The sequence below is a fragment of the Rhizobium sp. WW_1 genome, assembly GCF_003610155.1.
Classification (GTDB): Bacteria; Pseudomonadota; Alphaproteobacteria; order Rhizobiales; family Rhizobiaceae; genus Rhizobium; species Rhizobium tropici_A.
The window spans coordinates 179771-194872 of the sequence record NZ_RAIN01000008.1; the positions used below are offsets into that span (position 1 = coordinate 179771).

At 60.8% G+C, this 15102-nt stretch carries 13 protein-coding genes; 6 read left to right on the plus strand and 7 right to left on the minus strand.

The features are described from left to right. Entirely contained in the window at positions 1 to 1221 is a 1221-nt protein-coding gene (locus BJ928_RS23865) for a DUF1501 domain-containing protein (RefSeq protein ID WP_047632672.1), read from the plus strand. Positions 1222 to 1362: 141 nt separating this feature from the next. Further along, a complete protein-coding gene (locus BJ928_RS23870) occupies positions 1363 to 1710 on the plus strand; it encodes a hypothetical protein (RefSeq protein ID WP_047632673.1) in 348 nt (115 codons plus the stop codon). An 82-nt stretch (positions 1711 to 1792) separates the two neighbouring features. Here BJ928_RS23870 and BJ928_RS23875 read toward each other — a convergent pair whose 3' ends face one another. After that, entirely contained in the window at positions 1793 to 2974 is a 1182-nt protein-coding gene (locus BJ928_RS23875; protein ID WP_183079449.1) for an MFS transporter, read from the minus strand. A gap of 189 nt (positions 2975 to 3163) precedes the next feature. Between BJ928_RS23875 and BJ928_RS23880 the strand changes: the two genes are divergently transcribed. Next, positions 3164 to 3877 (plus strand): FadR/GntR family transcriptional regulator, encoded by a 714-nt coding sequence (locus tag BJ928_RS23880; RefSeq protein WP_047632676.1) that lies wholly within the window; start codon positions 3164 to 3166, stop codon positions 3875 to 3877. Here BJ928_RS23880 and BJ928_RS23885 read toward each other — a convergent pair. Continuing rightward, on the minus strand, positions 3849 to 5276 hold the full coding sequence (locus tag BJ928_RS23885) for an aspartate ammonia-lyase (protein ID WP_047632679.1): 1428 nt from the start codon (positions 5274 to 5276) through the stop codon (positions 3849 to 3851). The genes BJ928_RS23880 and BJ928_RS23885 overlap by 29 nt on opposite strands. 272 nt (positions 5277 to 5548) lie before the next feature. Between BJ928_RS23885 and BJ928_RS23890 the strand changes: the two genes are divergently transcribed. Both BJ928_RS23890 and BJ928_RS23895 read left to right on the plus strand, forming a co-directional pair. Continuing rightward, positions 5549 to 7000, plus strand: coding sequence for an amino acid permease (locus BJ928_RS23890; protein ID WP_047632682.1), 1452 nt, complete (start codon positions 5549 to 5551; stop codon positions 6998 to 7000). Next, entirely contained in the window at positions 6997 to 7959 is a 963-nt protein-coding gene (locus BJ928_RS23895) for an asparaginase domain-containing protein (protein ID WP_047632683.1), read from the plus strand. The genes BJ928_RS23890 and BJ928_RS23895 overlap by 4 nt, the downstream gene beginning before the upstream one ends. 71 nt (positions 7960 to 8030) lie before the next feature. Here BJ928_RS23895 and BJ928_RS23900 read toward each other — a convergent pair whose 3' ends face one another. Both BJ928_RS23900 and aceA read right to left on the minus strand, forming a co-directional pair. Next, positions 8031 to 8276, minus strand: coding sequence for a hypothetical protein (locus BJ928_RS23900; RefSeq protein ID WP_047632685.1), 246 nt, complete (start codon positions 8274 to 8276; stop codon positions 8031 to 8033). Positions 8277 to 8302: 26 nt separating this feature from the next. Beyond that, entirely contained in the window at positions 8303 to 9592 is a 1290-nt protein-coding gene (aceA, locus tag BJ928_RS23905) for an isocitrate lyase (protein ID WP_047632687.1), read from the minus strand. A gap of 205 nt (positions 9593 to 9797) precedes the next feature. On the opposite strand from aceA, the gene BJ928_RS23910 reads away from it, so the two are divergent. After that, a complete protein-coding gene (locus tag BJ928_RS23910; RefSeq protein WP_047632689.1) occupies positions 9798 to 11210 on the plus strand; it encodes an XRE family transcriptional regulator in 1413 nt (470 codons plus the stop codon). A gap of 67 nt (positions 11211 to 11277) precedes the next feature. On the opposite strand, the gene BJ928_RS23915 is transcribed toward BJ928_RS23910, so the two are convergent. The 3 genes from BJ928_RS23915 to BJ928_RS23925 form a co-directional block, all read right to left on the minus strand. Then, complete coding sequence (locus BJ928_RS23915) at positions 11278 to 12999, minus strand: ABC transporter ATP-binding protein (RefSeq protein WP_047632691.1); 1722 nt, start codon at positions 12997 to 12999, stop codon at positions 11278 to 11280. Positions 13000 to 13216: 217 nt separating this feature from the next. Then, positions 13217 to 14179 carry a sugar kinase gene (locus BJ928_RS23920; RefSeq protein WP_047632693.1) on the minus strand — a complete coding sequence of 321 codons (963 nt, stop codon included), beginning with the start codon at positions 14177 to 14179 and terminating at the stop codon, positions 13217 to 13219. Positions 14180 to 14286: 107 nt separating this feature from the next. Next, on the minus strand, positions 14287 to 15102 hold the full coding sequence (locus BJ928_RS23925) for a carbohydrate ABC transporter permease (protein ID WP_047632695.1): 816 nt from the start codon (positions 15100 to 15102) through the stop codon (positions 14287 to 14289).

Below are 15102 nucleotides of genomic sequence, written 5' to 3' on the forward strand. Positions count from 1 at the left end.
ATGACCTGCGAACTCATGACCCCCACCCGTCGTGCCGTACTCGGTGCCTCAGGCGCCTTGTTTGCCTGGGCCTTCATCCCGCGCTTCGCCTACGCCGCCGGCGGCCGCGACCCGCGCTTCATCACCATCATCCTGCGCGGCGCGCTCGATGGCCTGACGGCCGTGCCACCGGTCGGCGATCCTGATTATGCGGCGCTAAGGCAAGCGATTGCCATGACGACGAGCGGCCCTGAGGCGGCTCTTCCGCTCGACAGCTTCTTTGCGCTGCATCCGTCGATGCCGAATTTCAACAGGCTTTATCGGGCAGGGCAGGCGGCAGTCGTGCATGCCAGCGCGACACCCTATCGCGACCGGTCGCATTTCGACGGGCAGGACGTGCTCGAGTCCGGCTACGAAATGCCCGGCCGCGTCGATTCAGGCTGGTTGAACCGGATGCTGGAAGGCCTGCCGAAGGGCGAGAAGGTTTCGCCCGGCGCATCGGAGATCCGCGGATTGTCCGTCGGCGCCAACGCGCCGCTCGTCATTCGCGGCAAGGCGCCGGTGCTGGGTTGGTCGCCATCCAATCTGCAGCCGGTCAGCGACGACCTGCCCCCGAGGCTGATGGATCTTTACAATCACACTGATCCGCTCTTTGCGAAAATCCTTGCCGAGGGTATCTCGACCGGCAAGATTGCCGCCGGCCTCGACGTCAAGGCAAGGGGCGGCCCCGGCGATCCCACGGGAATGGAGCAGATGGCGAGAGGCGCTGCCCGCCTGCTGGCGCAGGATGACGGCCCCCGCGTTGCAGCGCTTGCCTTCGAAGGGTGGGACACCCATGCGGGCGAAGTGGATCGGCTGAACAAGCTTCTCGTCGGGCTCGACAATTCCTTTGCCGCGTTCCAGCAGGAGCTTGGTCCAGCCTGGAAGGATACTGCGATCTTCGTTGCGACCGAATTCGGCCGCACGGCGCAGGTCAACGGCACGCAGGGCACGGACCACGGCACCGGAACGACGGCCTTCCTCGCCGGCGGCGCGATCAAGGGTGGCCGGGTGATTGCCGATTGGCCCGGCCTCAAGCAGGCGCAATTGCGCGATGGCCGCGATCTTGCCGCCACCACGGATCTGCGCGCCGTCGTCAAGGGTATCGCGGTCGATCTGCTTGGCGCATCGCCAGCCGTCTTGACGCGCGATGTCTTCCCCGGCTCAGATCACGTCCTGCCAATGAAGGGACTGATCGTCTGACCGATGTAGTGGTGGCCCGGAAGCAAGGGCCATTTTCCATCGATCGGGATTGCCGGGCGACGAAACTGATGCATAAATCCTCGGCAGTGACCGGGCAGGGGGCGATGACGCCCCGCATGCGCCGGTCTGTGTGGGGGTGACATGATCATTCGTTCCTGGCGAGCCGTTGCCGGCTCTGACGAGGTGCTGGCAGCCTATGCAAGGCATCTCGAGACGACCACCTTTGTCGAAATGGCGCGCCTTCCCGGCCATCTCGGAGCAACGCTTGCCCGCAAGGTGCGGGGGACTGACAACGAGCTGGTGGTCATGAGCTTTTGGGCCGATATGGCCTCCGCCGGTCACTTCGGCAAGGGCGCTTTCGACGATGCGGTGGTGAAGCCGAGCACGCAGAAGCTTTTGCGCTCCTTCGAGTTGAAGGTCGAGTACTTTGAAACTGTGGTTTCGACCGGGCTTGTGTCAGGTCACGATAGTCCCATTGGCGACGAGTAGGGCTGGCAGGCTCGTTTATGTCATTGCTATGGAAACCAGTAGCTACTGGGCTGGATGACGCCAAATGTGGCTGCGGGCGAAATCACCTAAGAGCCGCATGTGGCGGAACTGCGCCGCTGCGGCTTTCGCGTGCTGCTGAGAGGATGGCGACCACGCAGGCCAGGGCGAGCGCGAAGGCGCCGAGCACCGGCAGGCTGCGATAGCCATATCCGCCTTCGAGCAGAGCAGCGCCGACGATTGCTGCGATCGCAATGCCGATATTGAATCCTGATGGGATGAGCGAGGAAGCAAGGCTCGGCGCATCGGCCGTCCACATCAGAATGCGCGCCTGGATCGGGGTGCCGATGGCGAAATTGAGAGCACCCCAGACGAAAATCGTCACGGCCATCAGCAGGGGATAGGGGCTGACGAGGTAGAGGACGACAAGGACCGCAGCCTGGACAGCGAGCATGACGATTAGCGATGGCATCAGCTTCCAGTCCGACAGTCGGCCCCCAATGAAAACGCCCAGTGTCGCTCCGATGCCGTTGAGTAGCAGCATCCATGGAATAAACATGGCATCAAGGCCGGTCACTTCGCGCAAAAGCGGCGTTATGTAGGTGAACGGCACCATTTGCCCGATCATCAAGGCGAGCATCATGATGAGGGACGTCCAGACCTGCTGGCGGCCGAGAACGCGCACTTCGCGACTGAAATGGCCGGATTGCTGAGGGTCTGCTTTCGTCGGCGGGATCAATATCCATATCGCAGCCAGGGCGAGGATGCCGACCAGGGTCATTGCCCAAAATGTCGTCCGCCATCCCCAAAACCCGCCGATCGCGGCACCGACAGGGACGCCGATGACATTCGAGACCGTCAAGCCCGCAAGGATCACGGAGACGGCGCGCCCGCGAAACGCCTGCGGTACGAGGCCGATCGCAACCACCATGGCAATGCCGAAATAGGCACCATGGGCGATGGCGGTCGCAATGCGAAAGAGAAGCATGGTAGCAAAGTTGGGCGCGAGCGCGCAGGCGATCTGCCCCAGGCAAAAGGCGACGGTCAGGGCGAGCAGAATGGTACGGCGTGAAACCCGCCGCGTCGCCATAGTCAAGAACGGTCCGCCGAGTGCAATTCCCAGCGCATAGCCGGAAACCAGATAGCCGGCGAAAGGGATCGAGACACCCAAGCCCTGAGCCACATCCGGGAGAATACCCGCGATGACGAACTCGGTCGTGCCGAACGCGAAGGCGGCCAGAAACAAAGCAAACAAGGGGAGGGGCAAATCCGACTCCATATAAAGAGATAAGGATTTCTTTATATCTCCGCGGGCCGGACATCAAGTGCAAGTTGTCGCCGATGCCGTTCTCCATATCGAGCCGGGTCGTTTCGTATGGTGTCGAACCGGGCGAACATGCACCATTTCGCCGTCAGATCCTTGACAAGCGAAGCATGTTTGTGAAGTTTGACCGTCATGAGTGAGGTGGCTGATTGGTTATCTTATACAAGTCCGATCAGTCGGAAAAATGCTGCCGAGGCAGTGTTTGAGGATATTCGTTCGGCAATTACTTCAGGACGGTTGGCGGTCGGGATACGGCTGCCCGCCGAATCGCAGCTTGCCGCGCACTATGGCGTAAGCCGCCCGATTATCCGCGAAGCGCTCCGTTCGCTACAGACACTCGGCCTTACCCAGACCCGTACCGGCAGCGGCACCTATGTCATCACATCGACGCCAGGCCCGGAGCTGCGTTACGGCGGCTATTCGGCGCGTGATCTGATCGAGGCGCGTCCCTTCATCGAGGTTCCGGCAGCCGGCTGGGCGGCGCTGCGGCGAACGGAGCAGCAATTGACGCGCCTGTTCGAGCTTTGCGATCGAATGGATCGGGAAGAAGACCCTTTGAAGTGGGTGGGTCTGGATTCGGAATTCCACTCCATGATTGCCGAATCCTCGGGAAATGCTGTCTTTGCGAAGATCGTTTCCGACGCTCGCGATGCACTGATGCGCCAATCGGAGCTGGTGAACATGATGGCGCAGCGACGCGTGGCCTCGAATGTCGAGCACCGCCGCATCGTCGAAGCGATTGCGGCGGGACAAGAGCAGGAGGCCATCGCGGCGATGGAAGCTCATCTCGGTCAGGTGAAGCGCGTGGTGACCACGATCATCGGCGAGGACCAGCCGCAGCGTTGATAGCGGTCGGTAGGTTGGCGAGCCGTTCCGGCCGCAATGCCTCAAACAGCTCCTCTACGGTCAGATATTCATGCTGAAGCACAATTTCCGGCACGGTGCGCCCTGTTGCCAGCGCTTCGCGGGCAACCGCGGTCGCCGCCTGATAGCCGATCAGCGGGTTGAGCGCCGTGGCAAGCCCGATCGATTCCTGCAGCCGCTGTGCCATGATCGCCGGATTGGCCGTGATGCCGTCGACGCAGCGTTCGGCAAGGATATGGCAGGCAGCGGTCAGATGCATGATGCTTTCCGACAGAGACCGCACGATGATGGGCTCGAAGGCGTTAAGCTGGAGTTGGCCTGCTTCCGCCGCCATCGTCACGGTGATGTCGTTGCCGATGACCGAAAACGCCACCTGGTTGACCATTTCCGGGATGACCGGATTGACCTTGCCGGGCATGATGCTCGAACCCGCCTGCATCGCTGGCAGCGTGATCTCGCCGATGCCAGCCCTGGGGCCTGAAGAAAGCAGGCGCAAGTCATTGCAAGTCTTCGATAATTTGACGGCAACGCGCTTGAGCACGCCCGAGAGGTGGACGAAGGCGCCGGGGTCCTGTGTGGCCTCAATGAGGTCGCTCGCGGTCACAAGAGGACGGCCGGTGAGCCGCGCCAGATGAGCGCAGGCGAGGGCGGCATAGCCGACTGGCGCGTTGAGGCCGGTGCCGATGGCGGTGGCGCCGAGATTGACCTCATGCAGGAGGGCAGCCGACTCGATCAGGCGGGCTCTGTCTTCCCCGAGCATCACGGCGAAGGTCCGGAATTCCTGGCCAAGCGTCATTGGCACAGCGTCCTGCAGCTGCGTGCGACCGACCTTCAGAATACCGTCGAACTCCTTGGCCTTGCGCTCGAAAGCCGCTTGCAGGGTCTCCATGGTCGCCGCAAGACCATCGATCGCTTCGATCAAAGCGACATTGACGGCCGTCGGATAGGCGTCGTTGGTCGACTGGCTGAGATTGACGTGATCGTTCGGATGAAGATAGACGTAGTCGCCCTTGGCATGTCCGAGCAGCTCGAGCGCGCGGTTGGCGATGACCTCGTTGGCGTTCATGTTGGTCGAGGTGCCGGCGCCGCCTTGAATCACGTCGACGACGAATTGTTCATGCAGCTCGCCGGCACGGATTTCGCGGCAGGCGCGCACGATGGCGTCGAGCCTTTCCCTACTCAGAAGACCGAGTTCGTGATTGGCGACAGCCGCTGCTTCCTTGACGAAGGCAAGGCCGCGGATGAGATGCGTATAGCGTCCTATCGGCGTGCCCGTTACCTGGAAGTTTTCCACCGCCCTTGCAGTATGCACCCCCCAATAGACATCGGCCGGAATATCCTTTTCGCCCAGCAGGTCATACTCGCTTCGCGTCTTGACCACATTATCCTCCTACGGCCAAATTCAAGCTATATCTGTCAAGCTGTATGACAGATTTGAGATCTGTTATCCGCTGCATTCCACCGCGTCAACAGGCGCGTTTGGCTTGACCTGCCGCTGTTTCTGTGGCTAAGAGGGAAAATCTGTCATACAGCATTACAGCATGACCGGCGATCGATAGTCTCGATTGACGGCTTGATTAAGGCAAACCATCCTGTCGGGTGCAGATATGCACCCCGGATCTGTCCACAGACGAACGGCTCATGGGAGGAGCAATGTCAGTCGACCCCATTCAGAATATCCCGGCGGATCGCCGGCCGCCGGCCAATGAGGATTTTGGCTATCACAAGGCATTGAAGCCGAGGCAGATCCAGATGATCGCCATCGGTGGCGCCATCGGCACCGGTCTGTTCCTCGGCGCGGGCGGACGTCTTGCCGCGGCCGGCCCGGCTCTCATCTTCGTCTATGCGCTTTGCGGCTTCTTTGCCTTCCTGGTGCTGCGCGCGCTTGGCGAATTGATCATGCATCGGCCGAGCTCCGGTTCTTTCGTCTCCTATGCCCGTGAGTTCTACGGCGAGAAGATGGCGTTTGCGGTCGGCTGGATGTACTGGCTGAACTGGGCCATGACCTCAGTTGCCGATGTCACGGCCGTCGCCCTCTACATGAATTTCTTCAAGCACTATGTTCCCTGGCTTGCCGGCATCGACCAGTGGGTCTTCGCGCTGATCGCGCTGGTGGTCGTGCTGGCCATGAACCTTCTGTCGGTGAAGGTTTTCGGCGAGCTTGAATTCTGGTTCAGCCTCGTCAAGGTTCTGGCGCTGGTCAGCTTCCTTGTCATCGGTATCTATTTCGTCGTTTCCGGCACGCCTATTGCCGGCCATACGGCAGGCTTCAGCATCATCAGCGAGAGCGGCGGCTTCTTCCCCAATGGTATTCTACCCGCCTTCGTCATCATACAAGGCGTGGTTTTTGCCTATGCGTCGATCGAACTGATCGGGACAACCGCCGGAGAAACGGAAGATCCGCGCAAGGTCATGCCGGGTGCGATCCGCACGGTGGTCGCCCGCCTGCTGATCTTCTATGTCGGTTCGGTTCTGCTTCTGTCGCTGCTTCTGCCATACACGGCCTATAAGGCCGGCGAGAGCCCGTTCGTCACCTTCTTCGGGACGATCGGCATCGAAGGCGCAGATATCATCATGAACCTCGTCGTGCTGACGGCGGTGCTCTCCTCGCTCAATGCCGGCCTCTACTCCACTGGCCGCATCCTGCATTCGATGGCCGTCTCCGGCTCGGCGCCGGCAGCGCTTGCCAAGATGAACAAGGCCGGCGTGCCCTACGGCGGCATTGCGGTAACGGCTGCCGTCACCGTCATCGGCGTGGCGCTGAACGCTGTCGTGCCTGCATCGGCTTTCGAGATTGCGCTCAATCTCTCGGCGCTCGGCATCATCTCGGCCTGGGCCGTGATCGTATTGTGCCAGCTGAAGCTCTGGAAGCTCGCGAAACGCGGCGAGATGGCTCGTCCGGATTTCCGCATGTTCGGTGCGCCCTATACCGGCATACTGACGTTGGTCTTCCTCTTTGCAGTGCTGGTGCTGATGGCGCTCGACTATCCCGTGGGCACCTGGACAATCGCGTCTCTTATCCTGATCGTACCGGCCCTGGTCATCGGCTGGTATCTGCTGCGCGACCGCATCCATCGGCTCGCGGCCGAGCGAGGCCAGTCGTGACAGCAGGGCAGGTCATTCCGCTGGTGGCAGTCATTGCCACCGGCGGCACCATTGCAAGCGAGCGTACCGACAGCGGCGCCAGCATCCCATCATTGACGGGAGAAAGCCTGCTGGCACTGCTTCCCGACATGCCCGTCGATCTAAGACCGATCGAACTGATGGCAAAGGATTCGGCAAGCCTGACCCTCGCCGACATGCAGGGGATCAGCGACAAGGTGCGGGAATTACTCGGCGATGCCGCGGTCAACGGCATCGTCATTCTGCATGGCACGGATGCGATGGAAGAGACGGCGCTGCTCGTTCATTTGCAACACGGGCTGAGCAAGCCGGTCGTGTTTACGGGTGCGCAATTCACCGCCGATCACCCCAGGGCAGATGGCCCTGCCAACCTCGCCGCAGCCGTTGCCGCCGCCATCGATCCCGCCAATGCGAGCCGCGGCGTGCTCGTCTGTTTCGGCGGACGGTTGTTGCCCGCATGGGGACTCTACAAGCGGTCCTCGGATGTCGCCGATGCCTTCAGGCAATCGCGGCGACTCGAAAATCCGCCAAGCCCGCGCCTTGCCGCAGCCCTCGATAGCGTTCGCGTCGACGTGGTGGCGATTTATCCGGGCTGTGACTCGGTGCATGTCGATGCAAGCCTCCGGGCCGATGCCCATGGCATCGTTCTCGCAGGACTCGGTTCGGGCAATGCCAACCCGCGGCTGGTCGAAGCCGTCAGGCGTTGTGTCGGCGTCGGTGTCCCCGTCGTCGTGTCCAGCCGGGTGCCGGACGGATTGCTTGTTTCAAGCTATGGCGGCGGCGGTGGCGGACATGATCTTGCCGAAGCCGGCGCAATCCATTCCTCCACGCTGCGGCCGGGGCAGGCGAGGGTTTTGCTGGCCGCGCTAGTAGCTTCCGGCGCGAGCGCCGAGGCAATCGAACACGCGTTTGCGGACTTCGCCGGCAACGGGACGCCCTGATCGCAAGCCATGGAAACGGGCCGGCCGTTGGATGACGGCGCGGCCCGAACATTCGCTGAATACTGTTGTCGTCAAGCCGTCTGCGTTACCTTGGCGACGACGACGGGGATCAGGAGATCGCCCCAGTTGCCGTTGCCGCCATGGTGGCGGGCCGAGCGGACGAGCTCGACGGAGACGCCGGCCTCGACCGCATTCATGACCGCTTGATTGAGGCGATGCAGCTCGTTGGCCAACATGCGGATGACTGCCTGCTGATCGGTATTCATGGTGAGAGACTGCTCCTCGGCTCTCTCGCGAACGCGTGCTATTGATGGCATTTCATTCTCCTCCTATGATCTCGATGTCACTCTGCCGCTGGTTTGAACTGGGCATGCTCGGTCGATCCGTGCATGGCCGTCGTGGATGACTGGCCGCCGGTGATCGCCAGCGAGACCGCGTCGAAATAGCCGGTGCCGACTTCGCGCTGATGCTTGGTGGCGGTGTAGCCATTGGCTTCGGCTGCAAATTCCGCTTCCTGCAGTTCGGAATAGGCCGCCATCTGGCGGGCCTTGTAACCCCGGGCAAGCTCGAACATGCCGAAGTTCAGCTGGTGGAAGCCGGCAAGCGTGATGAACTGGAACTTGTAGCCCATCGCCCCCAGCTCCCGCTGAAATTTCGCGATCGTCGCATCGTCGAGATTCTTCTTCCAGTTGAAGGACGGCGAGCAATTATAGGCCAGCGGCTTGCCGGGGTGGACCCGATGCACGCCTTCGGCAAATTTACGCGCCTGCTCGAGATCCGGCTTCGACGTCTCGCACCAGATAAGATCGCAATGCGGCGCATAGGCGACGGCGCGCGCGATACAGGGCTCAATGCCGTTCCGGACCTGATAGAAGCCTTCCACCGTGCGGCCGGCGTCGTAATCGACGAAGGGCTGGTCGCGCTCGTCGATGTCAGACGTCAGAAGCTTGGCTGCTTCGGCATCGGTGCGCGCGACAACGAGCGTCGGTACGCCCATGACGTCTGCTGCTAGCCGGGCTGCGTTGAGATTGCGAATATGGGCGGCTGTCGGGATAAGAACCTTGCCGCCGAGATGGCCGCACTTCTTTTCCGATGCCAATTGATCCTCGAAATGGACGCCGGCAGCGCCCGCTTCGATATAGGCCTTCATGATTTCGAAGGCGTTCAGCGGGCCGCCGAAGCCTGCCTCAGCATCGGCGACGATCGGTGCAAACCATGTGTCGACGGAAAGCCCTTTGCCCTCGGCAGTCTCGATCTGGTCGGCGCGCTGCAGGGTGCGATTGATGCGCTTTGCGAGTTCCGGGCCTGCATTGGCCGGGTAAAGCGACTGATCGGGATACATGGCAGACGCCGTATTGGCGTCGGCGGCCACCTGCCATCCCGAGAGATAGATCGCCTTTAGGCCGGCGCGAACCATCTGCATGGCCTGATTGCCCGAGAGAGCGCCAAGCGCATTGACGAAATCTTCCTCATGAATGAGCTGCCAGAGGCGGTTCGCACCCATCTCGGCCAGCGAATGGCGGATGGTGATCGACCCGCGCAACCGCTCGACATCCGCTGCCTGATAGGGGCGCTCGACACCATTGAAACGCCCGGCAGGCGCGTTGGGAACCAGTTTGTAAAAATCTGTCATGCCATTCTCCCGATACTTCCTCTCGATCCTCCGATCGATCTCGCTTGCATGACTGTTTTTACAATGACACCGCCTTGAGAGCCAGAGAAGCGAGAAGATCCCGTTAGATAAAAGGGTTAGGATGTGCTATCGTTGACATTGCTTCGAAGTAAAATTGTAAATCCTGTAAAATTTGTCGAGTAGATGCTTGTAAAAAGGATGACACATGGTTGAGCGCAAGATCTTCGCCGGCCCTCGGGTTCGACGCATCCGCATGGGTCTCGGTCTGACGCAGACGACGATGGCGCAGGCGCTTGATATCTCGCCGTCCTATCTCAACCTCATCGAGCGCAATCAGCGGCCGCTGACGGTGCAACTACTGTTGAAGTTGTCGTCGGTCTATAAGGTCGACCTCGACGAATTGCAGGGCGAGCAGGGCGGCAATGCAGGGCAGTTGCGGGAAGTTTTTGCCGATCCGTTGCTCGCAGGCGAGATCCCCGGCGATCAGGAGCTGATCGAGTTTGCCGAAGCCGCGCCGAATGCGGCGAACGGCATGATCCGGCTCTATCGTGCCTATCGCGAGCAGGCCGCAAGACTATCCGATCTCGCCGAGCTTCTGTCGCGCGAGGGTAGGGTTGCCGAGGTTGCCGGGCCACGTCTCCCCCTCGACGAGGTTCACGACCGCCTGCAATCGCGCCCGAACTTCTTCGCGCGCATCGAAGATGCCGCGGAGGCTTTCCACGAGCGTCTTTCGGTAGGCGACGACATGGCCGGGGCGCTCAAAGCCTGGTTGAAGGGCGAGCACGGCATCGCGGTCCGCCTGTTGCCGGTGCGCGCCATGCCTGGCCTGCGCCGGCGCTACGATCGGCATTCGATGCGGCTCTTCCTGTCCGAGCGCCTGTCACCCTTCGATCAATTGCGGGAGATTGCAACCGAGGCCTCGCTCCTGGCGCTGCGCGAGGAGATCGCCGCCGAGCTGACAACCCTTGCTCTCTCCACGCCCGAAGCCAACCGTATCGCTCGTTTCGAGCTGGCGCGTTATGCCTCGCATGCGCTTCTTATGCCGTATGGCGCCTATCTCTCGGCAGCACAGCGCCTGAATTGCGATATCGATCTCCTCTGTGCCCGCTTCGGCGTTTCCTATGAACAGGCCGCCACGCGGCTGACCAGCCTTCAGCGTCCGGGCGCATCAGGTATTCCGTTTTTCCTGATGGAGATCGACACTGCCGGCCATCGGCTGCGCAAGGCAGGTGCACAGGGGTTTCCGCAGGCACGCTTCGGCGGCGGCTGTCCCAAGCTCAATATCCATGCCACCTTCGCGCAGCCCGGCCAGATATTGGTGGACGCCGCCGAAATGCCCGACGGCGGCGGCTTTTTGACGATATCGCGAACGGTGGAGGGGCCGCGGGCCGATTTTGGCGAGAGGATGCGCCGCACCGCACTGCTGATCGGCTGCGATATCGTCCATCGCGACGAGGTGGTCTACGGGACGGCGCTGGGTGCCAACCAGGTCGCGATCGGTCCGGCCTGTCGCCTATGCGAACGTCAGGGCTGTTTGGCAAGGGCGGAGCCGCCGGTCACGCGTCCGCTTGGCCTTGACGAAGTGGCGGCGGGTTTGAGCGTGTTCGATTTTCAATGAGCGTATCGATCGTCGTCATTCTGAAGAGAGCCGGGATACTGACCCCGGCTCCGTTCATGCAGGCAAATCAGGCATAAAGCCCGAACTGTGCGTTATGCAGCCGTGCGTAAGCGCCGCGGCGGGCAAGCAGTTCATCATGCGAGCCCTCTTCGACAATGCCGTTGTCGCCCATGACGATGATGCGGTCGGCATTGCGGATCGTCGACAGCCGATGCGCGACAACGAGCGTCGTACGACCCTTCGCAAGCTCCGACAGCGCTTGCTGGATTGCGTATTCCGTTGCCGTATCGAGCGCCGAGGTGGCTTCGTCCAGAATGAGGATCGGCGGGTCCTTCAGGAAGATGCGGGCGATTGCGAGACGCTGCTTCTGGCCACCGGAAAGCTTGACGCCGCGCTCGCCCGTCGGCGTGTCGAGGCCGTCGGGCAGCGAGCTTACGTATTCGTCCAACGAAGCGCGCCGCAGCGCTTCCATGATGTCGGCATCGCTGGCGCCAAGCCGTCCATAGGCGATGTTTTCGCGAATGGTGGTGCCGAATAGGAAAACATCCTGCTGCACGATGCCGATCTGGCTGCGCAGCGACGTCTGCGTCATGTCGCGAATATCGATGCCGTCGATGGTGATGCTTCCTGCCGTCACGTCATAGAAGCGCGGTAGCAGCGAGCATATCGTCGTCTTGCCGGTTCCCGAGGCTCCGACGAAAGCGATGGTTTCGCCGGCTGTGATCGCCAGGTTCAGATCCTCGAAGATCATGCCCTGGTCGGAATAGCCGAAAGCGACATTCCTGTAGGCAATATCGCCCTTGAGATGCGTGACCGTAACGGCATCGGGCTTGTCGGCAAGGTCCGGCTCCGTGTCGATCAGCGACACGAAGCGTTTGAAGCCGGCAATGCCCTTCGGATACATTTCCAGCACGGAGGTGATCTTGTTGATCGGCTGGAAGAAGACGTTGATCAGCAACAGGAAGCCGACGAACCCGCCATAGGTCAGTTCGCCCGCGACGACGAACCATGTTCCCGCCACCATGATGACCAGTTGCACGAGATGCGTGCTGAAGTAGCTGAGCGCGATGCTTGCCGTCATGTAGGCATAGGCATTGAGCTTGGTCGTCTTATAGGCCTCGTTGTTGCGGGCGAACAGCTGGCTTTCATAATCCTCGTTGGCGAAGGCTTTGACCACTCGAATGCCGCCGACGCTTTCCTGAACTCTGGTGTTGAAGTCGCCCACCTTGCTGAAGAGATGGCGCCAGTTCAGCGTCATGCGCGCGCCATAACGGCTGACGAGCCAAGTCATGAACGGCACGATGAGCGTCGTCAGAAGCGCGAGCTTCCAATGAACATTGAACATCAGCAAGAACGCGCCGATGAAAGTCATGATCGCAATGAAGACGTCTTCGGGACCGTGATGGGCGATTTCGCCCACTTCCTCTAGATCCTTGGTGACGTGGGTAATCAGGTGACCGGTACGATTATTGTCGAAGTAGCGGAAGGAGAGCTTCTGAATGTGCTCGAAGGCCTGCCGACGCATGTCCGACTCGATCGAGATGCCGAGCGCATGGCCCCAGTAATTGACCACGGCCGAGAGGCCCGTATTCACCGCATAAATGACAAGGAGCAACGCTGCCGTTGCAAAGATCAATCCCCAGTCGCGGCTCGGCAGCAAGTGGTCGATAAAGAGCTTGACGGCCAGTGGGAAGCCGAGCTCCAGCAGACCGGCGAGCACGGCGCAGCCGAAATCGAGGAAAAACAGCTTTTTATAGCGTGCATAATAGGAGAAGAAGCGACGTAGCATGAATGCCCTCCGTGGGCACTGAAGAGGATGTCAATGGACGAGAATGGACTGACAGCAGCCCCGTTCGGCATTGCCGTTCAGCGTCAATTGGTGCCGAAATTTCTCATCTGGCGATCCTCCTGCTTGAGTCGCGTGATTTTTATAATCCACGCGTGCATCGGAGTCACTCCTTAAAACAAGGATGATCGATACGTGTTGCAGGATTTGAGCGCACCGCTCAGGCGCGGCTTGGCGCTTCATGCATGCGGAGGCGCGCGATGACTTCGGCGCGTGTCGGTGCGCTCGATCGTCCTCCGAACACTTCGCATTTCATGGCGGCTGCCACGGATGAGAACAGGATCGCGTCTGCGGCCATTTTCCCCTCGGCTACGGCAAGGGCGAAGGCGCCGTGAAAGATATCGCCGGCGGCAAGAGTATCGACCGCCTTGACGGCAATTGTCGGGCTATGCCGGATGTCATGGCTTTGATCGTCGAACCAGAAGCTGCCGGCAGCCCCTGCGGTCACGCAGATGAAGGAATGGCCGAACCTGCGCTTCAACAGGCAAGCCATTTCGGCGAAATCTCCGGTTCCTGTCAGGCGTTGCGCTGCAGGTTCGGAAAAGACGATATGGGTGGCTTCGGGTGCCAATTGCTCGATAATGCCGTCAGGTGCCACGTCGCCGTCAAGGATTGCCGGCTTGCCCATTGATCTTGCGGTTCTGAGAACCTCAAGCGCGAGAGCCGGCCAACGGACGTCGACAAGCACAGCGTCGAAGGCTGCAAGGTCCTCTGGCGTAAAGACCTTGACGGTGTGATGCAGCTGCGGATCATAGAAGGGAACGATCAGCCTTTCGCCGTCATCGTCCACGAGAATGGTCGAAACGGCGGAACGGGCGCCTTCCACCAGCGATATGCCGGACACATCGATGCCGGCGGCGTCCAGATCACGGATGATGCGCTCGCCAGTTGCGTCGCGGCCAACAGCGCCCCAAAGGCTCACCTCGCCACCCAGCCGGGCAATGGCATAGGCAGCGCTCGAAGCCATCCCTTCGGCAATCTGCAGCATGTCATAGGGCAAGACTTTTCCCTGGCCCTGCGGCAGCGTGCGGACGCGAAAAAGCGTATCGAGAACGGCGGCGCCGACACAGAGGATGCGTTTGGGCCGGCCGGATGGAGGATCAAAAATCGACGAGGAGCTCAAGGCGGCATTCCGCTTGTTCTGGTGACATCATGCGCTGATCGGATCGATATCGATCCGATCTCGGCAAGATTTTCTGTTATTCCGTATGCCCATGGCTGCCAGGCGCGTCATTTTACGGCACCGGCAGTCAGACCGGCGATGATCTGACGCTGCGCAAACATTGTCAGCACGAGGACCGGCAGCGTCACGATCAGGGCTGCGGCGGCAAGCGGTCCCCAGCTCACCTGCTCGAAGGAGAGCATATTGTAGACGGCGACCGGCAAGGTGCGGGTCTCGCGGCTGGCAAGCACGATGCCGAAGACGAAGTTGTTCCAGGAGAAGATGACGGAGAGGATGAAGGCAACGACGATGCCGGGTCGCGCGATCGGCAGGGCGACGAGGCGAAAGACCTGCCAGGGTGTGGCGCCATCGATGCTCGCGGCTTCCTCCAGCTCCATCGGCGTCGTCTCGAAATAGCCGATCATGATCCAGACGACGATCGGGACCGTGACGACGAGATGGATGATGATCTGCGGCCAGAGGGTTCCAAGCAGATTGAGCCATTGGAACAGCAGAAACAGTGGAATGAGGAAGGACAGGCCCGGCGTCATGCGGGCGATCATGATGACGATCGCGGATTTCTCAGCCTTCAGCCGCGCAATGCCGTAGCCGGCTGGCACGCCGATGACGAGCGCAAGCAGGGTAGCCGCCCCCGTCACCAGAATGGAGTTCCAGAAATAGAGGAAGAAGTTGTTTTCCTGAAAGACGTTGACGTAGTTCGACCAGGCGATGCGATCCGGAATGAGGATCGGTGGATAGGCGCCGTTGTCGATCTCGTATTTCAGCGAGAGCGAAATCATCCAGAGGAAGAACAGCACGACCGGCGAAACGATGACCAGCGCCACGAAGAGCAGACCGATGCGGTTGAATGTGGAGCGCTTCAT